We start from the raw sequence: 24688 nt of genomic DNA, 5'->3' as shown, positions 1-24688 counted from the left end.
CGTATCTAATTGGCTGAGCGCGGCTAAGATTTGCGCCGGCTGGCCCGCGAAATCGGTTCAAATATGGGTGCCTGGCCCGGTTTTGCACGTTCCGCGTGCGGGGCGCGCGCCGGCGAGAACATGCTGGTCCACCGCCCGGGCGGCGGGCGGCCCGGGCGGCCGCCTTTTCTTCAATACAGGCCGCCGGTGCTGGACCGGGAGTCGCCCGGCGCCGTGGCGCCGCCGGAGCCGGAATAATCCGACACCGAGTAGCTGTCGGGCGGCGCGGTGCCGGGCTTGAAGCCTTCCAGGATGGCGTTGCCGTCGCCGGACCCGGTGCGCTGCCCGCTCTTGCGGTCGATGCGGACCAGCTTGATGCCGGCCGGCACCTTGAAAGGGATGGCGGGGCGATCGGCCAGCGCCACCTTCATGAAGTCGCGGACGATGGGGGCGGAGATGACGCCGCCGGTGGAGCCCTTGCCCATGGGCTTGGGCCGGTCGTAGCCGAGATAGACGCCCACCACCATCTCGGGGGTGAAGCCGACGAACCAGGCGTCCTTCTCGTCGTTGGTGGTGCCGGTCTTGCCGGCGATGGGCTTGCCCAGCTCCTTCAGCGCGGTTCCGGTGCCGCGCTGCACCACGCCTTCCATCATGGAGGTGATCTGATAGGCGGTCATGGGGTCGAGCACCACCGGCCGCCGGTCGATGAGGGTCGGCTCGGGCTGGTTGTCCCATTTGTCGGCGTCGCAGCCACGGCACTCGCGCTCGTCATGGCGGTAGATGGTGTGGCCATAGCGATCCTGGATGCGGTCGATCAGCGACGGCGTCACCTTGCGCCCGCCATTGGCGATCATGGCGTAGGCGCCGGTCATGCGCATCAGCGTGGTCTCGCCGGAGCCCAGCGCCATGGACAGCATGGGCGCCATGTTGTCGTAGACGCCGAAGCGCTTGGCGTATTCGGCGATGATCGGCATGCCGATATCGTTGGCGAGGCGCACGGTCATCACGTTGCGCGACTGCTCGAGGCCGAAGCGCAGGGTCTGCGGGCCATAGAACTTGCCGGAATAATTCTCCGGCCGCCAGGTGGCCTGCCCGGCCTGCTCCAGCTCGAACGGGGCATCCACCACGATGGAGGAGGGCGTGTAGCCATTGTCCAGGGCGGCCGCGTAGACGATGGGCTTGAACGAGGAGCCGGGCTGCCGCATGGCCTGGGTGGCGCGGTTGAACTGGCTCTCGTCATAGGAGAAGCCGCCGGACAGGGCGAGCACGCGGCCGGTGGTGGGCTCCATGATCACCATGGCGCCTTCCACGGCCGGCAGCTGGCGCAGGCGGTACTGGCCCTGGCGGTCGGGCATGGCCTCCACGTAGACCACGTCTCCGGTCTTCAGGAAGCTGTTGACGGGGCGCCGGGTCCACTTGGCGCCGTCGGCGGTGATGAGGCCGACCTCGCGCTCGGTGGAGCGGGCGCCGGACTTGGTGCGCTGCGGCTGCAGGCCGATGCGGGCGGCGTCCTTGTTCACGTCCAGCACCACGGCGAGACGCCAGGGAATGTCGGTGAGCTCCTTCACCTCGCCCAGCTTGGCGCCCCAGTCGGCGCCGGCGATCTCGATATGGGTGACGGGCTTGCGCCAGCCGCGCTGCTCGTCGAACCGCACCAGCCCGTCCGAAAGGGTCTTCTTGGCCAGCGCCTGCAATTGCGGGTTGAGCGGCGTGCGCACGGAGAGGCCGCCGGTGTAGAGCTTGCCCTCGCCGTAGCGCTCATAGATCTGCCGGCGCACTTCCTCGGCATAATATTCGGCGGCGAAGATCTGGGCGCCGGTCGGCCGGGGGGTCACCTCCAGCGGCGCGTTGCGGGCCGCCTCGCCGTCCTCGGGAGAGACGAAGCCGTTCTCCACCATGCGGTCGATGACCCAGTTGCGGCGGTCGGTGGCGCGGGCGCGCTCGCGGAACGGATTATAGGTGGACGGGGCCTTCGGCAAAGCGGCGAGATAGGCCACCTCCTGGATGTTCAGCTCCTCCACCGACTTGTCGAAATAGACCAGCGCGGCGGCGGCGATGCCGTAGGCGCCCATGCCGAGGTAGATCTCGTTGAGGTAGAGCTCCAGGATGCGGTCCTTCGAATAGGTCCGCTCGATGCGCAGCGCCAGCAGCGCCTCCTTGACCTTGCGGTCGATGGAGACCTCGTTGGTCAGCAGGAAGTTCTTGGCCACCTGCTGGGTGATGGTGGAGGCGCCCTGGGGCCGGACGTTCTTGCCGTAGTTCTGCAGGAAGAACGAGGCGGCGCGGAAAATGCCGGTCGGGTCGACGCCGCCGTGCTCGTAGAAATTCTTGTCCTCGGCCGACAGGAAGGCCTCGATGACCAGCTTGGGCACCGACTGGATGGGCACGTAGAGGCGGCGCTCCTTGGCGTATTCGGCCACCAGCGAACCGTCGGCCGCGTGCACCCGGGTCATCACCGGCGGCTCGTAATTCTGGAGCTGCGTGTAATCCGGCAGATCCCGGGAATACTTCCAGACGAAATAGGTCGCGCCCGCGGCCCCCACCAGCAGCACGAGGGTGAAGAGCGCGAACAGGAAGCCCAGAAACCGCATCATCACACTCATCTCGCCGGGCTCCTCCGCGTCATTCGAGCACGTCATTCAGTGCGCGCCGCCGGGGCACGCAGATCCTGCGCCACCGCCGCGCCACGGCGGCGACGCTTACGCCTTACCGCGACTCGGCTCCACTGCGAAGCGGTGGAGGCGGGCGCAGTGCCGCCGCCATGCCCGTTCGCCATCACTTCCCCGCGACAGGTGTCGTCTTCCGCAACGGAAGTCACGCCGCGTCGCCCGTGCTCCCCCTGGGATGCGCGGGAGGGCGGCCCTGGGGCCGGTGTCGGGGCCCGCTATGGCCGCCAAACATGGCCGCTTCGCGACCGCGGCAACCGGCGCGCGCATGTTGGCGGCGGCGGGCCGCCCGGCGCGATCCAAAGAGGAAGGAGGCGCGTCTTCCGTGCGCTCAGTTGCCGCCCTTGGCCGGCTCGGCGCGGGCGGTCGCCTGGCTGCCGTCCGGGGCACGGGCGCCGGTTCCGGCGGCGGCGAAGAAGTCGTTGACGGCGGCGACCATGGCGTCGGCCACCTGGTCGCGCCAGCTCTCGGAGGTCAGCAGCTTCAGGTCGTCCCGGCTCGACATGTAGCCGAGCTCCACCAGCACCGAGGGCACGTCATGCGCCCGCAGCACCCGGAAGCCGGCGGATTTCAGCGCGCCCTTGTGGGTCCGCGCCACGCCCTTCATGGTGTTCACCAGCTCGCGGGCGAAGTGGGCGGAGAAGCTGCGCGTCTCGCGCTGGGCCAGATCCACCAGGATGCCCGCCACCTCCTCCGATTCGTCGCTGAGATCGACGCCGGCGATGAGATCGGCCTTGTTCTCCTTTTCGGCCAGCCGCGCGGCGTCGGCGTCGCTGGCGGTATCGGACAGGGTGTAGACGCTGGCGCCGCGCGCCTTGCCGTCATTGCGGGCCAGGGCGTCGGCGTGCAGCGAGATGAACAGGGCGGCGCGGCTGGCGCGGGCGATGCGGACCCGCTCGCCGAGGGGAATGAAGATATCCGTGCTGCGGGTCATGACCACCTTGTAGGCGCCGGTTTTCTCCAGCTTGTCGCGCAGTGCCAGGGCGGTTTCGAGCACGATGTTCTTTTCCGCGTAGGCGCTGTAGCCGGTGGTGCCGGAATCGAGGCCGCCGTGGCCGGGGTCGAGCACGATCACCGGCCGCGTGTCGCTCGCGCCGGCGGCGGGCGCCGCCGCCGATGCGCCCGGCGCGCCGGGAGGCGGGCCGGGTGGGGTCGCGCCGCGGCCGGAGGCGGGCGCGCCCAGCGCGCGGGCGAAGGTCTCGGCGTCGGTGCGCGCGAGATCCACCACCAGCCGGGCCGGCTGGTCGTCCTGGGCGTCGAGGACGAACGCGCGCTCGATGGCCACCGGGCCGCTGGTGTCCAGCACCATGCGGGCCTTGCCCGGCGCCAGCACGCCGTAGCGGTAGGCGGAGACCAGCCCACGCTGCTTCTGCGCCGGCTCGGGCGCCATGGCGAAGACCACGTCGCCGAGGTCCACCACCACCCGATAGGGATTGGCCAGGGTGAAGGTGCGGATGTCCACGGCGCGGTCGAGGTCGACGATCAGGCGGGTGCGCTGTTCGTCGCCGGCCAGGCGGGCGTCGCGGGCGATGGCGGGGTGGTCCGGCGCTGTCGCTGTCGTCGTCGCCGGCGGACCTCCGACCCCGGCCGCCATGGCCGGCGCCGACAGGGCGAGGCCGGCGCCAAGGATGGCCGCAAGCACGGTGGCCAGGCCTGGGCCCCGGCCGGTCCGTGGCGCCGGCAGGGTTGGCCTTCGCCGCCCGCATCGGCCCCGAATCGCGCCGATGGCGGCGCCGCCCGGCCGCTCCGGGCGGGGAGCGGGGCAGGGGGCGGGGCCGGGCGGCCGGCTGGCTCCGGCGGCCCCGGTTGGGCGGAAAAATGTGATGTGCCAAGTGGTTTGGACCATGCGCATCCCGTCTTGCCGGTCGCCGGGCGAGGCGCGCGGTGGGGATCGCCACGCCGTGCCGCAGTCTCTCCACGGATAGGGGCGGGTCCGTTAACCTTTGGTTGACATCCCCCCTGCCCATGCGGAAAGGGCCGCTCGGGCCCGGAGGCGGGCCGCCGGGCCGCGGTCTTCCCGAAAGGGGCGCGCGCCGCCGCCGACCGTGCGCCCGCAAGCCGTGGCGCCCGTTTGCGACGGTCCCGCAGATCATCGGCACACGCATAAACCTTGCCAAGCAGGAAGCGGGGCGTCTACAAAAGGAGGGTACACAGTTCGCGTTCCGGACCAGGCTCTCTTCGGCCACCGGCTGCCGCGGCTGCCGCGGGTGATCCTTCCCGGGCCGGAGTGCGCGTCGTCCTTCGGCGGCGCGCCATGGAGCGGGGGTGCTCAGCCTGTGTCGCCGGTCGTTCCCCCTCGCCGTGGTCAAGCCGCGAAAGGGAACCGGCGGCGCTCCGCGCGGCGGCTCCGGCAACCTTTCCGAATGACGCCTTCGAGGGACGATCTGGGGAATCGGGCGGGCGTGTACCGCAGCCGGATCGGGGCCTAGGCTCCGGCGCCGGTTGGACCTTTCATCGAGGACCGGGTAACCGAGGGCATGGACCTTTATCCGCACGACCGGCGCGTTCGCCGCGCCAGAGTGTGCCCCGACGTCGAGGGTGTGAGCGACACGCCCCCGCGCGACCGATCCTCTGCCTCTATCCGACATCACATCCGGCGTTCGCGCGGTGGTCTGGCGGGTCCCTGCGAGACCCCCCGGCACTTGCGGCGGAGCTTTGGCTCCAGCGCCGTGAAGAGAGATTTCCATGGCCAACAAGATGCTCATCGATGCGACCCACCCGGAGGAGACCCGGGTCGTGGTCGTGCGCGGGAACAGGGTCGAAGAGTTCGACTATGAGTCCGCATCCCGCAAGCAGTTGCGGGGCAACATCTATCTCGCCAAGGTCACGCGCGTGGAGCCCTCGCTCCAGGCCGCCTTCATCGAATATGGCGGCAACCGCCACGGCTTCCTCGCCTTCAGCGAGATCCATCCGGATTATTACCAGATCCCGATGGCCGACCGGATGGCGCTGATCGAGGAGGAGGAGCGCGCCGCGCGCCTTGCCGAGGACGAGGCCGACCTGCGGGACAAGCGCCGCGAGCGCGCCCGCTCCCGCAAGGCCCGCCCCGATGCGGCGGTGAGCGAGGAGGCCGATGAGCCGGCCGCCGCTCCGGCCGCCGAAGCGCGGGACGTGGCCGCCGAGGGGGGCGCTGTCGATGCCGCCGGTCCCGACGAGGACGGACCGCTGGTCGGCGCGGACACGGACGCCCCGGCCCCGGTCGGGCATGTCGATACCGTCAGCGATCTGCTGCTCCCGGCCGAAGCGGAGGAGGCTCGCGCGGCGGTGGCCGAGGCGGCCGCCGCAGCGGCCCTTGGCGCTCCGCTGCCGGAGCCGGTGGAGCAGGCGGGCGCGGACGAGCGCGCCGACGAGGCCGAGCGCCGCGAGGAGGCTGAGCAGGCGGAGGTGCATCCCGCGCCCCGGCTGGCCTCGGATGAGGACGCCCCTCTGGATGCCCCGGCCGAGTCGCGCCGGGCCGACGAGGACGACGAGGAGGAAGAGGACGACGGCGACGTCGAGCAGATCGACGAAGAGGACGAGATCGAGCACCTGGGTTCCGACGAGGACGCCCTGGAGGAGGTGCCCGAGCGCGCGCCGCAGCGGCGTGCCCGCACCTACAAGATCCAGGAGGTCATCCGCCGCCGCCAGGTGATGCTGGTGCAGGTGGTCAAGGAGGAGCGCGGCAACAAGGGCGCCGCCCTCACCACCTACCTGTCGCTGGCCGGCCGCTATTCGGTGCTGATGCCCAACACCGCCCGGGGCGGCGGCATCTCCCGCAAGATCACCAACGCCGTGGACCGCAAGCGCCTCAAGGAAGTGGTGCAGGACCTGGAGGTGCCGGAGGGGATGGGCATCATCCTGCGCACCGCCGGCGCCAACCGCACCAAGACCGAGATCAAGCGCGACTTCGAATACCTCCTGCGGCTGTGGGAGACGGTGCGCGAGTTCACCCTCTCGTCCGCCGCGCCGAGCCTGGTCTATGAGGAGGGCTCGCTGATCAAGCGGGCCATCCGCGACCTCTACAACAAGGATATCGACGATATCCTGGTGGCCGGCGAGGAGGGCTATACCGAGGCCCGGGACTTCATGCGCATGCTCATGCCGAGCCATGCCAAGCTGGTGCTGCCCTATCGCGAGCCGCAGCCGATCTTCGCCCGCCACGGGGTGGAGCAGCAGCTCGACGCCATGTTCTCGCCGGTGGTGCAGCTCAAGAGCGGCGGCTATATCGTCATCAACCCGACGGAAGCCCTGGTCTCCATCGACGTGAACTCGGGCCGCGCCACCCGCGAGCACCATATCGAGGACACCGCGCTCAAGACCAATCTGGAGGCCTCCGAGGAGATTGCCCGCCAGCTGCGCCTGCGCGATCTCGCCGGCCTCATCGTCGTCGATTTCATCGACATGGAGGAGAAGCGCAACAACCGGGCGGTGGAGCGTAAGCTCAAGGATTGCCTGAAGAACGATCGGGCGCGCATCCAGATCGGCCGCATCTCCCATTTCGGCCTGCTGGAGATGTCGCGCCAGCGCATCCGCACCGGCGTGCTGGAGAGCTCCATCGAGGTGTGCCCGCACTGCGGCGGCACCGGCCATGTGCGTTCGGCGGCCTCGGTGTCGCTGCAGCTCCTGCGTGCGCTGGAAGAGCAGCTGCTGCGCGCGGCCAGCCACAATCTGGTGGCCCGCACCCGCACCGAGGTGGCGCTCTATGTGCTGAACCAGAAGCGCGCTCACCTGCGCGACCTGGAGGAGCGCTTCAACGTCACCTTGTCCATCGCCGCCGACGAGACGGTGACCGGCCACCAGCCGTTCGTCATCGAGAAGGGCGACCTCGCCGTGCCCCCGGCCCCGCCGCCCCGCGCCGCGCCGGCGGTCCATCCCGATTCCATCGCCCCCGAGGAAGCCTTCATCGAGGAGGACGAGGAGGAGGTCGAGGACGCGCAGGAGGTCCAGGAGACCGACGCGGATGGCGGGGAGAGCGCCGACAAGGGGGACGAAGGCAAGTCGCGCCGCCGCCGTCGTCGCCGTCGTCGCCGTCCCGGCGAGCGCGAGGAGACGCGCGATCCGGCCGCCGAGGGCGAGGATGAGGATGAGGACGCCGGGGAGGGCGAGGAGGCCGAGGCGGTGGAGACTGCCGATGCCGCCGCCGACGCAGAGGACGATGCCGCCGCCGATGACGAGCAGGAGGACGACAATGGCGAGCGCCGCCGTCGCCGCCGGGGCCGTCGCGGCGGTCGCCGCAACCGGCGTGACCGTGAGGGCGAGGAGGGCTCGTCCGCATTCGATGAGGAAAGCTCCGAAGGCGCCGGCGATGCCGCCGAAGTGCCGGAGGAGGTCCTCGCCGCCACCCCCGCCGCCCCTGCGGTGGAGGAAACCGGCGAGCAGCAGCCGGAGGCTGGGCCGGTGGTGACACCGCCGGAGGCGGTCGAGGCACGTGCTCCCGCCGCCGTTCCCGTCGTGGCCGACGGATCCGAGCCCGTGGCCGCCGAGCCGGCTCCGGCTCCGGCGGCGCCGGTCGAGGCTGAGGCCCCGGCCGAGCCGGAGCCCACCCGGCGCCGGCGCCGCTCCACTGTGCGCGAGAAGGCGCCGGCGGTGTCCGCGGTGGAGACGCCGGTGGTGCCGGCGGCGGAGGCGACCCCATCGCCCGAGACGGTGGCCGAAGCCGCCCCCGACACCGGCGAATCGGAGCCTTCAACGCCGCCAGAGCCCGCGCCTGGGGAGCCGTCGGCGGATACCCCCGACGGCCCCGGCGAGGACTCCTCGTCCCCGTCCGCCAAGCCGCGCTCGGGCTGGTGGCAGCGCAAGTTGTTCGGCGAGTGACGTTCTGGCCAGTCGGCCGCCACGCGCGGCCGGCTGGCGGTTGTTGGTGTGGTGCGGGAACGCCTCGCGCCCTTGTGCCCGGGATTGCCTGGCGGATTGGGCGGCGTCACTCTCCATCGGCGCGCCCCCGCCGGTTGTGCTCATCGACGTTCCCCAGGGGCGGTGATCCCGCGTTCGCTCGCGGCGCATGTGACCGGGTAGACCTGCCCGTCGCCCGCCTGCATGCTTCTGGGCGTCGCCACCCGACATCCCACTTGGATGCCGGCCACAAGTTCGCTGGCATACCAGGCGGGAGAGCGGTCTCTCTGCCCTGAAACGGGCGGCCTCTTGCCGAAGCGGCGAGGGGATGGGTCGCTGGCGCGCTGCTCCGGTGGGAACCGGCTTCGTCGCATCGCAGCGGCTGCCCGCGTGGCGTTTCTGGCCGGGACTGGCGGCACCCCGCGGCGCGGGGCGAGGCCTCAGAGCCCGTTTGGAAACTCACGGCTGGGCATTTCTTCGGGCGAGATTTGCGCCCATGGCGACGAGGATCATGGCCATTGAGACGTCGATGCGGCGCTCTTAGTCGCGCACGAGGCGGCTCCATCGGGTCATCCAGCCGAAGGTGCGCTCGACGACCCGGCGGCGGATGATCTCGACGACGAAGTCGAGAGAGGCGGCCTTGTCCATGAGCTTGAGCCGGTCGGAGGCGGCGCCGGTGAAAAGGTGTTTCACCCACGGCCAGCGCTTGCGCATCGCATCAAGGATCATCTGGGCGCCGGCGCTGTCGGAGATGTCCGCGGTGGTCAGATTGACCGGCAGGAGCCGCCCATCGGTATCGACCGCGATGTGGCGCTTGCGCCCGACGCTCTTCCTGCCGGCGTCGTAACCCCTGGCTTCGGCTTGCGGCGCCTTGATCGTCTGACTGTCGATCACCGCCGCCGTCGGGCTTGCCTCACGCCCCGCCCGCTCACGGTCGAGCATCAGTTCAACATCGTGGATGGTCTGGAACAGGAACCGGCGCGCCAGTTCCCGGAACCAGCCGCAGACCGTGCGCCAGTGTCCGAAATGGATCGGCAGCATCCGCCAGCCGCCGCCTGAACGCACCAGATAGCGCACCGCATTGATGACTTCCCGGAATTCCATCTCGCGGGGCCGCCCCGTCGCCCGGTAGTCGGCATTAACGGCGCCACCCGCTCCCGTTCTTCATCCGTCAGATCCGACGGATAGCGTTTCGTCTTCCGGGCGATCCTGGCCATCCGGTCCCGCTGCTCTGCTGTCCACATCCAGGGCTTGAATCATAAGCACCAACAACAGAAAGGAATCCCCAGAGCACGAATTTCCAAACGGGCTCTCAGGCCGGCGGGTTGTTCCCTGCGCGATGGAAAGAAGGCCCCCATCGCCGTGGGCGGGGCGGATGATCCCATCTTCCACAGGGGCACCCAGCTTCGAGCCTGTCCGAGGAATGAGTGTGGAGGTCCTGCTTGATGGCGGGATCCGGTGGGACGAAGCGTGGTTGCCGGGATCGGTGGATGACCCGAGCCCGCTTCGGGAGGTTGTGGCCGGTGCAGATCAAGACCCATGCGCCTCGGACCTGATCGAGCCCGCGCGGCAGGAACTGGCGGAAGCCCGTGGCGTGCTTCATCTGCCCGAACACCGGCTCGACCCTCTGCTGTCTGACCCGGCGGCGGCTCCACCGGCCGGTCCTCTTCCGCCGCGCCGCCATCGCGCTCATCAGGGGCATCTTCGCCTGCCTCCGCCGGTCGAACGCATCCGCCTCGCGGTGACGCGCGCGGCCCGGAGTGAGACAGGCCCTGATCGCGCGCCTTCAGCGCAGCCAGGTTCGGCTCGCGGGCAAAGCCATGACGAGCCGGGATTGAACACCTGCGGCGCGGGTGTCTGCGGAGTTCGTCACGGGGTGATGCGCCACGATCACCTGATGCGCGGCATCGACCGCCACCTGTTCATTTTGGCCCTGAACGAACCCGTCGCGGGTGGGAAAAGTCCGGCCGTCCGGGTGGGTGAAGGTGGGCTGCGCCCGGTCGGGCGGGCTGCCGTCCTCGCCGCAGAGCGGCCGCCCCTGTCAGCGCATGCCTGACATGGCTCCTGGCCCACTCTCGTCGTCAGGATCGGGCGGATCGGCAGCCGCGGCTTCCAGCGCGGCCTCGGCGGCGCGGATCGCCTCCAGCCGGCGCCGCTTGTCGGCCGTCCAGCTTGGCATCCCGTCGCCGCGCCGGTCCGCGCCGGTCCGCGCCTTGGGCCCGCTCATGGTCCGCATCCGCCACGCGCGCCCGTTCCAGCCCGGCGTCGCCCTCAGCCGCCAACGCCGGCGTCCTCGTCTTCTTCCGCCCGTGGGTCATCGCCTCATGGCGCGAGGCGTCGGCCGTCAGCTTGGTCCCGTCCGTTGCCACCTGGGCAAACTGGACCAGGCCGGCTCCCCGCCATAGCAGTAGGACCGGCAGAGCCATGCAACCTGCACGAACAGGTGCGACAGAGCCACGACGTGGCGCTTGCGAAAGTCGGAAATGGTGCGGAAGTCGGGTCGGCTCAGGCCCGCCGGCGCGATCACGTCGCCCCGTTCCGCGCCGGCGCGGGCGAGTTGGCGCGAGGACGACATCCCTCGGCTGTCGCCGGGGAGAAGCAGCGCCACCATCGTGCCAGGATGGTCGGGCGGGTAGCCGCGCTCCCCGGTGCAGGTCTCGAGAATGATAGAGAGGTCCGAGTCTCCCGCACCGTGTTCCGGATGAAGTGAGCCACGTGCCCCGCTGGCACAAGCTCACGCAGCGAGGCCGGCAAAGGCCAGCCCTGATCCATCTCCCAGGAGCGAAACACCTTGGCCATGAGTCATTGGCCATGAGTCAAGCGAATCACTTCCGGCCCGCCCCGTCCTGCCCGTTGCTTGGGCAGTCTCCGAGGCGGTGGTCCGGCCGTCACCGGCGCGAAGCATGCTCCGGCGCCACGGCGGCGTCTCCCGCAGCGGCGTGGCCCTGCGTTCCCCTCCGCCCGTTCTGATGGTGGCCGCCGGGCCGGCGCTCGTCAGCCTCCAATCCGTCCGCCCCTCCAGGGCAGGAGGCTGCGCGGCCCGTCGCCGGCCCGCCCGCGCTGACCGGAATGAGGCACCGCGGCGTCCGCGATCCGCCCGGGGCTTCCCGCGCGGGGACCCGCGCTGTCCACCGGCGGTGGGGCAAGGCGCCGGCCGCGACGGCACGGGGGTGCCGGTGGCGGCCGTCGTCCTGCTCGTGCAGCGCGAAAAGCTGGCCGTGGCGCCGCGAAAGCGATATGCGAAATGGGGGGGCGGATGGGAAACCGGGCGGGAGGGGCCGGCGCATGGAGATCCTTTTCGTCGGGGCGGGGCTTGCCAACAGCCTGATCGCCGCCCGCCTGTTCGAGCGCCGGCGCGATGTGCGCTTCCTGCTGCTGGAGGCCGGCGACAGCGTGGGCGGCAACCACACCTGGTCGTTCCACGGGTCCGATCTCGACGCCGCTGGCCATGCCTTCATCGCCCCGTTCCGCGCCTTCGCCTGGAGCGGCCATGAGGTGCGCTTCCCCGCCTTCTCGCGCACCCTTTCCGGTCAGTACGGGGCGGTGACGTCCGAGCAGCTTTCCACCGTATTGTCCGAGCGCATCTGCGCGCGCATCCGCACCCATGCCCCGGTGGTGGAACTGGCGCCCACCCATGTCGTCCTGGCCGACGGCACGCGCCTTGTCGCCGATGCGGTGGTGGACGGGCGCGGCGCGCAGCCGGCGCCCCAGCTCGATCTCGGCTTCCAGAAGTTCGTGGGGCAGGAACTGCGGCTTGCCCGCCCCCACGGCTTGACGCGTCCCCTGCTCATGGACGCGCGGGTGCCGCAGCTGGACGGCTATCGCTTCGTCTACGTGCTGCCGCTCGACGCCGACACCCTGCTGGTGGAGGACACCTATTACGCCGACGGGCCGGACCTGCCGGTGCAGGCGGTGCGCGCGCGCATCGGCGCCTATATCGCCGCTCAGGGCTGGGAACTGGACTATGTGGCGCGGGAGGAAACCGGCGTGCTGCCCATCGCGCTCGGCGGCGATATCCGCGCCCATTTCGCGGAAACCGATGGGGCTATCGCCCGCACCGGCCTACGCGCGGCGCTGTTCCATCCCACCACCGGCTATTCCCTGCCCGACGCGGTGGCGTTGGCGGAGCGGGTGAGCACCCTGGCGGACCTGTCCGGCCCGGCGCTGGCCGCTGCGGTGCGCCGCCACGCGGTGGAGACCTGGGAGCGGCGCGGCTTCTTCCGCCTGCTCAACCGCATGTTGTTCCGCGCCGCCGCGCCCGAGCGGCGCTACATCATCCTGCAACGCTTCTATGGCCTGTCCGAGGACCTGATCGCCCGCTTCTACGCGGACCGGCTCACCCTCGCGGACAAGGCGCGCATTCTCACCGGACGGCCGCCGGTGTCGATCCTGCGCGCCGCGCGCTGCCTTCCCGAGACCCGACGCGCCGCGACCCGCCCATGATGCTCGATGCCAACCGCACCTTCCGCACCGCTGCCGTCATCGGCTCCGGCTTCGGCGGCCTCGCCCTCGCCATCCGCCTCCAGGCGGCTGGCCTCGTCACCACCCTCTATGAGAAGCGCGACAAGCCCGGCGGCCGCGCCTATGTCTACGAGGACGACGGCTTCACCTTCGACGGCGGGCCCACCGTCATCACCGATCCCACCTGCCTGGAGGAGGTGTTCGCGGCGGCGGGCCGGCGGCTCGCCGACTATGTGGAGCTGATCCCGGTCTCGCCCTTCTACCGCCTCATGTGGCCGGACGGGCGCACATTCGACTATGTGAACGACCAGGCCGCCCTCGATGCCCAGATCCGCGCCTTCGCCCCCGCCGACGTGGAGGGCTACCGGCGCTTCCTGGTCTATTCGCAGGCGGTGTTCGAGGAAGGGTATCTCAAGCTTGGGGCGGTGCCGTTCCTGCACTTCGCGGACATGATGAAGGCCGCTCCGCAGCTGATGCGGCTGCAGGCGTGGCGCTCGGTCTATTCCATGGTGTCGAAGTTCATTTCCGACGACCATCTGCGCCAGGCCTTCTCCTTCCACTCCCTGCTGGTGGGGGGCAATCCGTTCTCCACCTCCTCCATCTATGCGCTGATCCATGCGCTGGAGCGCAAATGGGGGGTGTTCTTTCCGCGCGGTGGCACCGGCGCCCTGGTGCGCGCCATGGTGCGGCTGTTCGAGGAACTAGGCGGCGAGATCCGCCTGTCCACGCCGGTGGAGGAGGTGCTGGTGGAGGGCGGGCGCGCCCGGGCGGTGCGCCTCAAGGGCGGCGAGACGGTACCGTGTGACCTTGTCGCTTCAAACGCCGACGTGGTGCACACCTATGGCAAGCTGCTGCGCAACACCCCGCGCGGCCGGCGCGAGGGTGCGCGGCTGGCGGGCAAGCGGCATTCCATGTCGCTGTTCGTCACCTATTTCGGGGCGCGGCGCACCTGGGACCATCTCGCCCATCACACGGTGCTGTTCGGCCCGCGCTATCGCGGACTGGTGAACGACATTTTCAGCGGCCCGGGGCTGCCCGACGATTTTTCGCTCTATCTCCATGCCCCCACCGTGACTGACAAAAGCCTGGCGCCGCCCGGCTGCACCGCCTTCTACGTGCTGTCGCCGGTGCCGCACCTGGGCAAGGCGGACCTGGACTGGGACAGGGTGGGCCCCGAATATGGCGAGCGCATCCTGGCGCACCTGGAGGCGCGCCTGTTGCCGGGCCTGCGCGAGTCCATCGTCACCACGCAGCTTCTCACCCCCTTCGGCTTCCGCGACGAACTGAACGCCCACCTGGGCTCGGCCTTCTCGGTGGAGCCGATCCTGACCCAGTCGGCATGGTTCCGGCCGCACAATCGCGACGACAAGATCGCCAATCTCTATTTCACTGGCGCCGGCACCCATCCGGGGGCGGGCGTGCCGGGGGTGGTGGGCTCGGCCAAGGCTACCGCCGGTCTGATCCTCGCCGACCTCGCCGCCGGGAAGATTGGGGTGCAGCGCGCATGACGGCGGACAGCGGGCAAAGCGTGCTCGGGGCGAGCGAGCAGGCCATCGCCCAGGGCTCCAGGAGCTTCGCCGCCGCCGCCCGCCTGTTCGATGCGCGCACCCGCGCCGACGCGGTGATGCTCTACGCCTGGTGCCGCCATTGCGACGACGTGGTGGACGGGCAGGTGCTGGGTCATGGCCGGATCGCCTCGGCCAGCACCCCTGGGGCGCGGCTGGACGCGCTGTGCGAGGAAACGGCGCGGGCCTATCGCGGCATGCCTTCGGCCCATCCGGCCTTCGCCGCCTTCGCCCAGGTGGTGCGGCGCAATGCCATCCCCGAGCGCTATCCCCTCGACCTGCTGGCCGGCTTCCGCATGGACGTGGACGGCCGGCGCTATGACACGCTCGATGACACGCTGGCCTATTGCTATCACGTCGCCGGCGTGGTGGGGGTGATGATGGCGCTCATCATGGGCGCGCAGGACGAGACGGTGCTGGACCGGGCCTGCGACCTCGGCCTCGCCTTCCAGCTCACCAACATCGCCCGCGACGTGGTGGAGGATGCCGGCATCGGCCGGGTCTACCTGCCGGCGGAGCTGCTGGCGGCGGAAGGGGTGCCGGCGGAGCAACTGGCCGATCCGCGCCATCGCGCCGCCCTGGCGCGGGGGGTGGCGCACCTGCTGGATGCGGCGGAGCCCTATTACGACCAGGCGCTCATCGGCCTCAGGGCGCTGCCGCTGCGCTCGGCGTCGGCCATCGCGGCGGCACGGGGCGTCTATCGCGCCATCGGGCTGGAGGTGCGCCGGCGCGGGCCTGCCGCCTGGGACCGGCGGGTGTCCACCAGCCGGGCGCACAAGCTGGTGCTGCTGGCCCGCGGCATCACCGAGGCCATGGGCAGCCGCATCGCCGGGCCGCCGCCGGTGCGGCCGGCGCACCTGTGGACCCGCCCGCGATGACCCATTTCGCGGTCGTCGCCCCGCCGCTGCCGGGGCATTACAACCCGCTGCTGGTGCTGGCCCGGGAACTGGGGCGGCGGGGCCACCGCGTCACCTTCCTGCACATGGCCGATGCGGCGGGGCTGGTGGAGGGGCGCGGCGCCGGCTTCGCGGCGGTGGGGCGGGCGAGCCACCCGCCGGGGGCGCTCGCGGCCTATCTCCGGCGGCTGGCGCGGCCGAACGGGCTCTTCGGCCTCGTCGCCACCCTGCGCGCCACCGCCGCCCTCACCGACATGCTGTGCCGCGAGCTGCCGGGGGCGCTCGCCGCCATCGGCGCGGAGGCGGTGATCGCCGACCAGACCGAGGCCGCCGGCGGCCTCGTCGCCCGCCATCTGGGGCTGCCGTTCGTCTCCACCGCCACGGCGCTGCCGCTTGATCGCGAGATCGGCGTGCCGCCCCCGTTCGTGCCCTGGCCCTATGACGGGAGCGAGCGCGGGCGGGTGCGCAACCGGGGCGGCTATCAGGTGACCGACCTTCTGATGACGCCCATGCGCCGGGTTCTTGCCCGGCACGGCGCGGCATTCGGCCTCGATCCCGATCTGGACCAGGGCTTCTCGCCGCTCCTGACGGTGGCGCAGATGCCGCGCGGGCTGGACTTTCCCCGCGCCGCGCTGCCCGCCCATTTCCACTACGGCTCGCCCTGGCGCGATGACGAAGCGCCCTCGGCGTTCTCCGCCGGAGATGCCGGCTGGACCCCGCCGGCGGATGACGGCCGGCCGCTGGTGTTCTGTTCCCTGGGCACGTTGCAGGGCGCGCGGGGCGATGTGTTCGTGAAGGTCGCGGCGGCTGCGGGGCGGCTCGGGGCGCGGCTCGTCATCGCCCATGGCGGCCTGCTGGCGCCGGCGCAGGTGGCGCGGCTGCGACCGCTGGCCGACGTGCACGCCTTCGTGCCGCAGCGCGCGGTGCTGCGCCGCTGCGCGGCGGCGGTGGTTCATTGCGGCATGAACACGGCGCTGGATGCCCTGGCCGAGGGGGTGCCGCTGGTGGCGCTGCCCATCGCCTTCGAGCAGCCGGCCACCGCCGCTCGGCTGGCGCGGGCCGGCGTGGCGGAGGTGGTGCCCGCAGGCCGGGCCAGCGCGCGCCGCCTCGCCGGGGCGCTGGACCGGGTGCTGAGGCAGCCGGCTCATCGGGCGGCGGCACGGCGCCTGGCGGCGGAAATGGCGACGGGTGGGGGTGTCGCCATGGCGGCGGAGCGGATCGTGGCGGCGGTGGGGTGATCCGCGCCGCCGGCCCGGTTGGGGCGCTGGCTTGGCGCTGGTTTGGGCGCTGATACCATCGGCCCCGCTCTTCGACCGGGGCCAGGTGGGTCCGCTCAAGCGCCGCGCAGGCTTGCTCAAAGCCCCATGAGTCAAGGCTTTGGTCTGGCTTGGCGCGGGTTTGGCGCGGCTTGCCCGTCCTCGGGTCGCGCGACGGGTTCGCAGGGCTTGGCCGCCGCAGGGCTTGGCCGCCGCAGGGCTTGGCCGCCGCAGGGCTTGGCCGCCGCAGGGCTTGGCGGCGTGTGTGGGTTCGCGCCGGAGCCCCTATCCGGCGGCGTCGGGCGCCTTGAGGCGGTCGCCGTGGAGCGCCTTGAGCCGGGCCTTCAGGGCCGGCACCGAGGGGGCGTAGAGAAAGCCGAACGACACGCAGCCGTCCTTGCCCTCCACCGCGTGATGCAGCCGGTGGGCCTGCACCAGCCGCTTCAGATAGCCGTGGCGGGGCACGTAGCGAAACGGCCAGCGCTGGTGGGCGATGCCGTCGTGGGCCAGGAAATAAAGGAAGCCATAGACCGTCATCCCCACCCCCACCCACAGCACCGGCGCGCCATGGCGGCCGATGGCGATGAGAACGATGGCGAGGGCGGCGAACAGCACGGCATAAAGGTCGTTGCGCTCGAACACGCCGGTGCGCGGCTCGTGGTGCGACTTGTGCCAGCCCCAGCCGAATCCGTGCATGACATATTTGTGCGCGGTCCAGGCAATGGCCTCCATGGCGGCCACGGTGAGCAGCACGATCAGCAGGTTGAAGACGATGGTCATGACGCGCGGCCCCGCGGCTCCCTGGCAGGGAATTCACGAGCTTTAGGCGCAGGCGGCCGGCGGCGCCATGGTGAAAATCAAAACCCGCTCGGGGATGAGCCGTCGCCACCCGGCCCGGGGGCGAGCGCTCCTGCCTGGTTCCCCGGCTGGCGCCGCCGCCCCGAGCCCTGCCGTGGCGGCGGTTCGCCCCTTGCCGAGGCTTGCCGCCCGGCTGCTCCGGCCGGCGTCGACGTGGCGCGGTTCTCGCTCTGGCGGTACTCCAGAGGGGTTGCCGTCCTGGATCGTGCGCCCGGCCGGCTCTCAGAACGGCACGTCGATGCTGAGGAAGCCACGCGTGGACACGGGCGGGTCCTCCAGCTTCACCTTCGGGCAGCGGTCGCCGTCGTCGCTGATGATCTGGATGATCTTGCCGCCGGGCAGCGGCATGGCGACCTCGGGATCCAGCCCGGCGAAGTCCGGCTGCCGGCTCCAGGGCTCCGCGGCGTGCTGTGGAGTGCCGTCCCACCAATACAGGGCATAGCCGACGAAACCCTGGTCCTCCGGTTTACCGGCGACGATCAGATAGCGCTCGCCCACCCGTTCAAGGCTCCGGACGCCGCGTCCCTGAAGGTCGAGGCGCGCGGTTTCGCCGAACTGGGGCCGGTTATCCTGGGCGGCGAGGACGGCGTCCGCATTTTCCAGGTGCACCACCACCGCCTTGCCATCCACCAGGTTGCGCAGGCCGAACAGCAGGCCGCCGCTGGGCGTGGCGGCGAGGCCTTCCACGTTGATGGTCTGCGCCGTGGCGCCCGAAAGGCGGACGATGTCGGCCTTGAGATCTTCGCGCACCACGCCCACCGGCTCCAGGGTGGGGGACCTCTCGCCGGCCTTGATCGCGGTCTTGAAGACCACCTTCCGCTTCCCGTCCCTGTGATTCGAGTTCTCCGACTGCGAGGCGGTCCAATAGATGACGCCGTCGCCCACCGCCGCGCCCTCGATGTCGGATTTGTCGTAGTCGAGGAATTTCGTGAGATTCGGTGAATCGACGATGTCGGGCGATCCGCGCTTGTAGATCCGCAGGACGTTGGATTCGTCGCTGGCCACGGCGAAATGGGTGGCGTCGATGAAGGCGCCGCCGGACGGCTCGCAGATGCCGACATAGCGCTGGGGCTCGGCGGCGGCCGCCGCCACGGTGCCGCTCAAGAGAAGAAGAATGGCGATGCGCATCCCTGCCCCCGTTCCGCTGCGGGTGTTGCAACCCTTAAATGATCTTTTTTTCAGTTCAACCCGAATGCAATGGATAGTCAACCTCCTGCCGGCTGCGGCCGGAGCGGGGCCCTATGGCGCCGCGCACGGTCGCGCGCGAAGGTCCTGCATCGCAGCCCTGGTCCGCCCCTCCGGCGCCGTCCGTTTGGCACCGTTCCCTCGGCACCGTTCCCTCGGCGCCGCGCTCCTCGCGCGCCCTGGCCGCGCCAAGGCTTGGGGCGCCATCGCCGTCGCGGCGCTGCGACGCCGGGGATGCCGCGGCTGGCTGGGGCCCCGGGGGCTCAGCCCATGCGCGCCGCGCGGCGCAGCAGCCACGCGGTTGCCAGCGCGCCGGCGAGGCCATAGGCCGCCAGCACCGCCAGCGGCAGCGCCAGGGTGGCGAGCGGCGCGCCCCGCCACAGGGCATCCTGGTAAGCTTCGATGCCCCAGGCGGTGGGGGTGAGCACGCCGAGCTGCTGCAGCCACGCCGGCATCAGGAAGCGCGGCGCCATGGAACCGCCCACCGCCGACAGCAGCAGCACCACGAAGGTGGAAAGGGTCTGCGCCTGCTGGCGGGTGCGGCTCACGGCGGCCAGCGGCAGCGTCACCCCGGCGGCGGCGGCTGAGGCCGCCAGCGACACCAGCAGCCAGGCCGTGAAGTGGCCGCTCACGTCCACCCCGTAGACCAGCTGCGCCACCGCGAACAGCACCGCCGCCAGCGCCAGTCCCTGCAGCACCAGGAAGGCGAGCTTGCCTGCCACCAGCGCCCGTACCCCGCCATCCGTCATCACGATGCGGTCGAACACCCCGGAGCGGCGCTCCTCCACCAGGCTCGCGGCCCCCTGCGCAGCGGTGAACAGCAGGAACAGCAGGGCGATGGCCCCTGCGTAATAGGCGACCGCCGGCTGCGCCCGGGCGCTTTCCACGGCGCGGCGCGCCACCAGCTCGGCGCCGCCGCCGGCCACCAGCTCCGGCGCGCGGGCGACGGCGTCCTTCAGCCGCTCGGCCTGTTCCGGGCTGAAGGGGCCCACCAGGATCTGGATCTGCGCCGCCACCCGCGACAGCGCCACCCCCGGCAGGGTGGAGGCGATGAGGTCCTGGAGGCGCGCCATCAGCACCGCCCCGGCCACGGCCCGGCCCGGATCGGTGACGATCACCAGCGGCGGTTCCCGGGTGGCGGCGGCGGGGTCGCCGCGCACGACGAGGCCGACGTCTGCGCTGCCGTCCCTCACGCGCGCGTCCACCTGCGCCACCGGGTCGGCGCCGGCCTGCAGGGCGAGGCGGGTGCCGGGCTGGGCGGCGAGGGCGTCGAGCACGGCACCGGCGGCGGCGGCGTCGGAGGTGCGGGCGGCGGCCACCTTCAGGGTCCCGGCCTCGCCGCCGGCGCCGGAGAACACGGCGGCGAACAGCAGGAACAGCAGCGGCGGCAGCACGAAGGTCATCGCCAGCGCGCCCCGGTCGCGCAGCAGCGTCAGCGCCATGGCTGCCATCACCGCGGCCATCACGCCTCCGCGGCGGTGACGGCGCCGTACAGGGCGGCAAGGCCGGGGGTCTTCAGGGTCATCGCCCGCGGCGACGCACCCAGCGCCTCCAGCCGTGTCAGCAGGTCGCTCGCCGCGCGCGGCGTGTCGGCGATGAGGCCCTGGGCGCGGGCGCCGTCCACGCTCAGGCCCAGGGTGGCCAACGGGCCGAGGCGCAGGGCCGGCGGCGGCGCCGCGAACGTCAGCTCCACCAGCCGGCGATGGGCGAAGCGGGCGTCGAGCAGGGCCGCGAGCGGTCCTTCGAGGACGATGCGCCCGCCCACCAGGATGGCGGCGCGGTCGGCCACCTGCTCGGCGAAGTCGAAATCGTGGGTGACCAGCAGCATCGCCAGTCCGTCGGCGGCGAGGGCGCGCAGCAGCCGCGCCAGGTCCTCTCGCGCCGGGGCGTCCACGCCCACGGTGGGTTCGTCCAGCAGCAGCAGACGCGGCGCCCCCATGAGGGCGGCGGCCAGATTGGCCCGGCGCTGCCAGCCGCCCGAGAGGCGATCGATGCGGGTGTCGCGCCGGGTGGCGGTGCCGGTGCGTGCCAGCACCTCCTCCACCCGGGCCCGGACCCCGGCCATGGACAGGCCGGACAGTTCGGCGAACACGCTCAGGTTCTCGGTGAGGGTGAGGGTGCGATACAGGGCGATCTCCTGCGGCGCGAGGCCGATCTGGCACCGCGCGGCGGCGCTGTCGGCCCGCAGGCCGCAGACGCGGACCGTGCCCGCCCGCGCCCGCAGCCGCCCGCAGATGGCCCGCACCAGGGTGGACTTGCCGGCCCCGTTCGGCCCCATCAGCACGGTGATGCCGCCCGCCGGCACCGTCAGATCCACGCCATGGAGCACCCGGGCGCGGCCATAGCCGGCGTGGAGGCCGGCGACGGCCAGCGGCGGCGGCGCGGCATCGGCTGCCGGGGCCGGCGCCGGCACCGGCTCTGGCGGCACCAGCCGCAGCGGGGCGCGGCTCACGGCGCCCTCTCCGGCGCCAGCTCGCCGAAGGCGGACTGGAGGAACAGGCGGAGGGGCTCGTGGCCCTCCGCATTGGCGCCGATCAGGCGCGAGGCGTTCGCGGCGCTGGCCAGGTGCTCCACCAGCAGCTTGCGGGCGCGCGGCGTGCCGAGCTCGGCGATCAGGGTGGCCTTGTGGACATCCTTGCCCACATCCTTGCCGAGGCTGGCGCTGGAGGCGGTGGCGTCGAGGATGTCGTCGAGGATCTGGTAGGCGCGCCCCACATGGGCGGCGAAGGACTTCAGGTGGGCGCCGCGATCCTCGTCGACCCCGGCGACGCGGCCGGCGATCTCGGCGGCGGCGATGAACAGCACGCCGGTCTTGCGGCGGTTCACGTCCTCGGTGGCCTTCACGGTGCGGCCGGGGGCGGGGCGCAGGTCGTCGAACTGCCCGCCGCACAGGCCGAGCGAGCCCACCGCGAGCGACAGGGCGGCCACCGCGTCCAGCCGCACCTGGGGCGGCACCACCGGCGCGTCCGCCGCCACCCCGAAGGCCCGGGACAGCAGCGCCACCGCCGCCAGCAGCGCCACGTCCTCGCCGAACTGCACGTGGGTGGTGGGCTGGGCCCGGCGCATGGCGGCGTCGTCCATGCAGGGCAGGTCGTCGATGATGAGGGAGGCGGCGTGGATCATCTCCAGCGCGCAGCCGAAGTCGAGCACCGCATGCTCGGACACGTCGAGCTGGAGCGCCGCCGCCAGGGCCAGCAGCGGCCGCAGCCGCTTGCCGGGCGCCAGCAGGATGTGCCGCATGGCCGCGTGCAGCGCCGCCGGGTGGGCGGATGGCGGCGGCACCAGCAGGCCGAGCCGGCGATCCACCACCGCGCGCAGATAGGTGAGCTCCCGCGAGCGCAGGACCGGTCCCCGGTCCTCGCTCGCCCCCTCTGGCGCGGGCTGCGCGTCCACCGGGGGGACGGGGCGCGCGTCGTCCGCGCCGCCGCCTCGGCCTGCCTGCTGCGTCATGGGCATCCGCTCTCCGTTCGCGACCTCCCTGTGCCCCGGGTTGGGGCGGCAGGGTCTGTCTTGAATGACTTTAGACCATCCCTCGCCGCCCGATGCCAGGGGAGGGCTGGAGAGAGGCCGGTGCCGGTGTCGGTTCGTGCGGTTCTGTGTGAAAGCTGCATCGCCGGCGCGGCGGAAGCGAGGCGGGGCCGGGAAGGGACGGGCGAGGCGAGGCAAGCCCGGCGACGGCTCCGCCGCCGGTGTCCGCAGCGCCGGAGCAGAGCCGGCGGTTGGGCGTGGACGCGGGGCGGAAGGTGGGGCATGAGAGGAGCCGGGGGCGCGGTCGCCGCGCGGTTTCAGGCCGGCGCCCCAGGGGGAGGACGGCATGGCCTCAGAGCGCGACACCGCCGCCCCGCCCGTGTCCCCCGGCGCCGATCCGGCGCCGCCAGAAGGTGGGGAGACGGCCGGACGGCGCAAGAGCGACCATATCGCGGTGGTGCTCGCAGGCCGCGCCCTCAGCCGTTGCGACCCCGGGTTCGATGCGGTGCGGCTCACCCATTGCGCGGCGCCGGAGCTGGCGCTGGACGAGGTGAGCCTCGCCACCACCTTCCTGGGCCGGGCGTTGCGCGCGCCCCTGCTCATCTCGGCCATGACCGGCGGGCCGGCGCTGGCGGAGCGGATCAACATCCACCTCGCCGAGGCGGCGCAGGAGCTGGGCCTGGCGCTGGGGGTGGGCTCGCAGCGCATCGCGCTGGAGCGCAGCGGGTCGGGCGGCCTCGGGCCGCAACTGCGGCGGCTGGCGCCGGACATCCTGCTGCTGGCCAATCTCGGCGCCGCCCAGTTCGTGCGCGGCTATGGGCTGGACGAGGCCCGCCGCGCGGTGGAAATGCTGGGAGCCGATGCCCTCGTCATCCACCTCAACCCGCTGCAGGAGGCGGTTCAGCCGGGCGGCGACCGCGACTGGCGCGGCGCGCTCGACGCCGTGGCCGGGGTGGCGGCGGTGCTGCCGGTGCCGGTGGTGGTGAAGGAGGTGGGCTTCGGCCTCTCCGCCGCCGTGGCGCGGGCGCTGGTGGAGCGTGGCATCGCCGCCCTCGACGTGGCAGGGGCGGGCGGAACCAATTGGGCGCTTGTGGAGGGCGCGCGGGGCGAGGGGCGGGCCCGGGCCGTCGCCGCCGCCTTCGCCGGCTGGGGCATTCCCACCGCCACGGCGGTGCGCCAGGTGCGGGCCGCCTGCCCGCGGGTGCCGCTGATCGCCTCCGGCGGCGTGCGCGACGGGGTGGATATGGCGAAGGCCATCCGCCTCGGCGCCGATCTCGCCGGGCAGGCGGCGGCGGCGCTGCCGGCGGCGCTGGAGTCGACGGCGGCGGTGGTGGAGCATTTCTCGGTGCTGCGGGACCAGCTCCAGGTGGCGTGCTTCGTCTGCGGCGCCCGCGACCTGGCGGCGCTGCGCCGGGTGCCGCTGCTCGAGGAGGCCTGAGGCGATCCCCGGCCCGCTGGCGCCGGGCGCCCTCCGCAGGGCCTCAACCGCCGCATATCAACCGCCGCGCCGCTATGGGCCGCGGCTCAATTGGCCCAATGGTCCTGCCACATCTTCTCGCCGATGGTGCAGGACACGCGCGGCTGTTGCGCGGCGGCGGGCACCACCAGCCCGCCCGCGCCGGGCGGCGGCACCACCCCGGCCACCTCCAGCACCAGCTTGGTCTTGATGGCGCGGGCGAATTCAGAGATGTGCTCGACCGGGATCACGAACGCCCCGGCGCCGCCGATGACGCAATCCTCATAGTAAAGATCGAGCTCGGGCACGTCGATGGCGGAGGCGGTGCCGCGCTTCAGCACCAGCGGCAGGCCGTTTACGGTGATGCCGCGCCGGAGCACCGAATCGCGGGCCAGCTGCACCGGCGGCCCCTGGTTGTTCACGCCGTCGCCGGAGATGTCGATGACCCGCCGCAGGCCCTTGAAGCCGTTGGCCTCGAACTGGTCGGCGGCATAGAGCAGGGCGCCTGAGATGGAGGTGCGGTAGACCCGCCGCAGCGGCGCCGCCTTGATGGCGTCGGCGAAGGCCTTCGCGCTGGCGCGGTCGTCGATGGTGCGCCAGGCCACGACCACCTCCTGCTCGTGCTCGCCGGCCCATTCCACATAGGCCACCGCGATGCGACCCTGGGGCCCGAGGCGCAGCGCCTCCAGGAATTCGGGAGAGGTGACCGCGCTGGCGTATCCGTCGCGCTGGAGCGCCTGTTCCTCCACGTCCATGGAGTAGGAGATATCCACCGCGAGCACCAGCTCGAGGTCCACCGGCGTGCCGCCGGCACCGCCCGCCCGCGCCGGCGCCGCCCCCAGGGTGAGCCCCGCCAGCGCCACCAGACACGCCGTCCACGATCCGTACCAGAGCCTGCGTGGGCGCATGGTCCCTTGCTCCCTCGTTCGGGTCAGCCGCGACATCACGTCGCGATGATGCTGACACCTTCCGGTCGGGTGCAAAAGACCTTAGCCGCCTCTTTTGATCGCCCTGGCCGCGCCGCGAAGCGGCAGCACGGCTGGAGCTTGGCCGTGCGCGGGGCGGGCGGGGCCCGGCGGCAATGGCT

Annotated in this window: 14 protein-coding genes and 2 pseudogenes; 6 read left to right on the top strand and 10 right to left on the bottom strand. The window is 71.9% G+C overall.

Annotation, left to right across the window (positions count from 1 at the left end; genetic code table 11):
• Positions 1-170 precede the first annotated feature (170 nt).
• Both V5F53_RS10540 and V5F53_RS10535 read right to left on the bottom strand, forming a co-directional pair.
• Positions 171-2582 (bottom strand): penicillin-binding protein 1A, encoded by a 2412-nt coding sequence (locus V5F53_RS10540; protein WP_393996388.1) that lies wholly within the window; start codon positions 2580-2582, stop codon positions 171-173.
• A gap of 394 nt (positions 2583-2976) precedes the next feature.
• Positions 2977-4287: an N-acetylmuramoyl-L-alanine amidase gene (locus V5F53_RS10535; protein WP_393996387.1), complete on the bottom strand. Its 1311-nt coding sequence runs from the start codon at positions 4285-4287 to the stop codon at positions 2977-2979.
• Between the two features lie 1043 nt (positions 4288-5330).
• Here V5F53_RS10535 and V5F53_RS10530 point away from each other — a divergent pair.
• Entirely contained in the window at positions 5331-8438 is a 3108-nt protein-coding gene (locus V5F53_RS10530; protein ID WP_393996386.1) for an Rne/Rng family ribonuclease, read from the top strand.
• Between the two features lie 477 nt (positions 8439-8915).
• Here V5F53_RS10530 and V5F53_RS10525 read toward each other — a convergent pair.
• A pseudogene (locus V5F53_RS10525) lies at positions 8916-9700 on the bottom strand (IS5 family transposase).
• Positions 9701-9942: 242 nt separating this feature from the next.
• Positions 9943-11255 (bottom strand): annotated as a pseudogene (locus V5F53_RS10520) (transposase); the annotation flags it as partial.
• 486 nt (positions 11256-11741) lie between these two features.
• Here V5F53_RS10520 and crtY point away from each other — a divergent pair.
• From crtY to V5F53_RS10500, 4 genes are read left to right on the top strand one after another with little or no spacing between them, the layout of a single operon-like run.
• Complete coding sequence (crtY, locus tag V5F53_RS10515) at positions 11742-12899, top strand: lycopene beta-cyclase CrtY (RefSeq protein ID WP_393996385.1); 1158 nt, start codon at positions 11742-11744, stop codon at positions 12897-12899.
• On the top strand, positions 12896-14425 hold the full coding sequence (locus V5F53_RS10510; protein ID WP_393996384.1) for a phytoene desaturase: 1530 nt from the start codon (positions 12896-12898) through the stop codon (positions 14423-14425). Before crtY ends, V5F53_RS10510 begins: the two co-directional genes overlap by 4 nt.
• Positions 14422-15360: a phytoene/squalene synthase family protein gene (locus tag V5F53_RS10505; protein ID WP_393996383.1), complete on the top strand. Its 939-nt coding sequence runs from the start codon at positions 14422-14424 to the stop codon at positions 15358-15360. Before V5F53_RS10510 ends, V5F53_RS10505 begins: the two co-directional genes overlap by 4 nt.
• Positions 15357-16616, top strand: coding sequence for a glycosyltransferase (locus tag V5F53_RS10500; RefSeq protein ID WP_393996382.1), 1260 nt, complete (start codon positions 15357-15359; stop codon positions 16614-16616). The genes V5F53_RS10505 and V5F53_RS10500 overlap by 4 nt, the downstream gene beginning before the upstream one ends.
• A 303-nt stretch (positions 16617-16919) precedes the next feature.
• Here V5F53_RS10500 and V5F53_RS10495 read toward each other — a convergent pair whose 3' ends face one another.
• The 5 genes from V5F53_RS10495 to V5F53_RS10475 all read right to left on the bottom strand — a co-directional run bounded on the left by V5F53_RS10495 (position 16920) and on the right by V5F53_RS10475 (position 22127).
• The gene (locus V5F53_RS10495) at positions 16920-17414 is read right to left on the bottom strand and encodes a sterol desaturase family protein (RefSeq protein ID WP_393996381.1); all 495 of its coding nucleotides are present in this window, start codon (positions 17412-17414) and stop codon (positions 16920-16922) included.
• A 300-nt stretch (positions 17415-17714) separates the two neighbouring features.
• The gene (locus tag V5F53_RS10490) at positions 17715-18620 is read right to left on the bottom strand and encodes a DUF3616 domain-containing protein (protein WP_393996380.1); all 906 of its coding nucleotides are present in this window, start codon (positions 18618-18620) and stop codon (positions 17715-17717) included.
• A 320-nt stretch (positions 18621-18940) separates the two neighbouring features.
• Positions 18941-20140: an ABC transporter permease gene (locus V5F53_RS10485; protein WP_393996379.1), complete on the bottom strand. Its 1200-nt coding sequence runs from the start codon at positions 20138-20140 to the stop codon at positions 18941-18943.
• On the bottom strand, positions 20140-21129 hold the full coding sequence (locus V5F53_RS10480) for an ABC transporter ATP-binding protein (protein WP_393996378.1): 990 nt from the start codon (positions 21127-21129) through the stop codon (positions 20140-20142). Before V5F53_RS10480 ends, V5F53_RS10485 begins: the two co-directional genes overlap by 1 nt.
• Entirely contained in the window at positions 21126-22127 is a 1002-nt protein-coding gene (locus tag V5F53_RS10475; RefSeq protein WP_393996377.1) for a polyprenyl synthetase family protein, read from the bottom strand. The genes V5F53_RS10480 and V5F53_RS10475 overlap by 4 nt, the downstream gene beginning before the upstream one ends.
• A 364-nt stretch (positions 22128-22491) precedes the next feature.
• On the opposite strand from V5F53_RS10475, the gene fni reads away from it, so the two are divergent.
• Positions 22492-23583: a type 2 isopentenyl-diphosphate Delta-isomerase gene (gene fni / locus V5F53_RS10470; protein ID WP_393996376.1), complete on the top strand. Its 1092-nt coding sequence runs from the start codon at positions 22492-22494 to the stop codon at positions 23581-23583.
• Positions 23584-23669: 86 nt separating this feature from the next.
• On the opposite strand, the gene V5F53_RS10465 is transcribed toward fni, so the two are convergent.
• Positions 23670-24509: a DUF1194 domain-containing protein gene (locus tag V5F53_RS10465; RefSeq protein ID WP_393996375.1), complete on the bottom strand. Its 840-nt coding sequence runs from the start codon at positions 24507-24509 to the stop codon at positions 23670-23672.
• Positions 24510-24688: the final 179 nt, after the last annotated feature.

Source organism: Xanthobacter cornucopiae, assembly GCF_043195065.2.
In the GTDB taxonomy this organism is placed as follows: Bacteria; Pseudomonadota; Alphaproteobacteria; order Rhizobiales; family Xanthobacteraceae; genus Xanthobacter.
Note: the sequence above shows the minus strand (reverse complement) of the source record. Positions and strands in the feature narration are given on the sequence as shown.

Excerpts from the sequence above, each read along its gene's own strand:
- V5F53_RS10505 (WP_393996383.1), top strand. The coding sequence starts at position 14,422 with ATGACGGCGGACAGCGGGCAAAGCGTGCTCGGGGCGAGCGAGCAGGCC.
- V5F53_RS10485 (WP_393996379.1), bottom strand. The coding sequence starts at position 20,140 with ATGGCCGCGGTGATGGCAGCCATGGCGCTGACGCTGCTGCGCGACCGG.
- V5F53_RS10495 (WP_393996381.1), bottom strand. The coding sequence starts at position 17,414 with ATGACCATCGTCTTCAACCTGCTGATCGTGCTGCTCACCGTGGCCGCC.
- V5F53_RS10500 (WP_393996382.1), top strand. The coding sequence starts at position 15,357 with ATGACCCATTTCGCGGTCGTCGCCCCGCCGCTGCCGGGGCATTACAAC.
- V5F53_RS10475 (WP_393996377.1), bottom strand. The coding sequence starts at position 22,127 with ATGACGCAGCAGGCAGGCCGAGGCGGCGGCGCGGACGACGCGCGCCCC.
- V5F53_RS10530 (WP_393996386.1), top strand. The coding sequence starts at position 5,331 with ATGGCCAACAAGATGCTCATCGATGCGACCCACCCGGAGGAGACCCGG.
- V5F53_RS10540 (WP_393996388.1), bottom strand. The coding sequence starts at position 2,582 with ATGAGTGTGATGATGCGGTTTCTGGGCTTCCTGTTCGCGCTCTTCACC.
- fni (WP_393996376.1), top strand. The coding sequence starts at position 22,492 with ATGGCCTCAGAGCGCGACACCGCCGCCCCGCCCGTGTCCCCCGGCGCC.
- V5F53_RS10510 (WP_393996384.1), top strand. The coding sequence starts at position 12,896 with ATGATGCTCGATGCCAACCGCACCTTCCGCACCGCTGCCGTCATCGGC.
- V5F53_RS10490 (WP_393996380.1), bottom strand. The coding sequence starts at position 18,620 with ATGCGCATCGCCATTCTTCTTCTCTTGAGCGGCACCGTGGCGGCGGCC.
- V5F53_RS10465 (WP_393996375.1), bottom strand. The coding sequence starts at position 24,509 with ATGCGCCCACGCAGGCTCTGGTACGGATCGTGGACGGCGTGTCTGGTG.
- crtY (WP_393996385.1), top strand. The coding sequence starts at position 11,742 with ATGGAGATCCTTTTCGTCGGGGCGGGGCTTGCCAACAGCCTGATCGCC.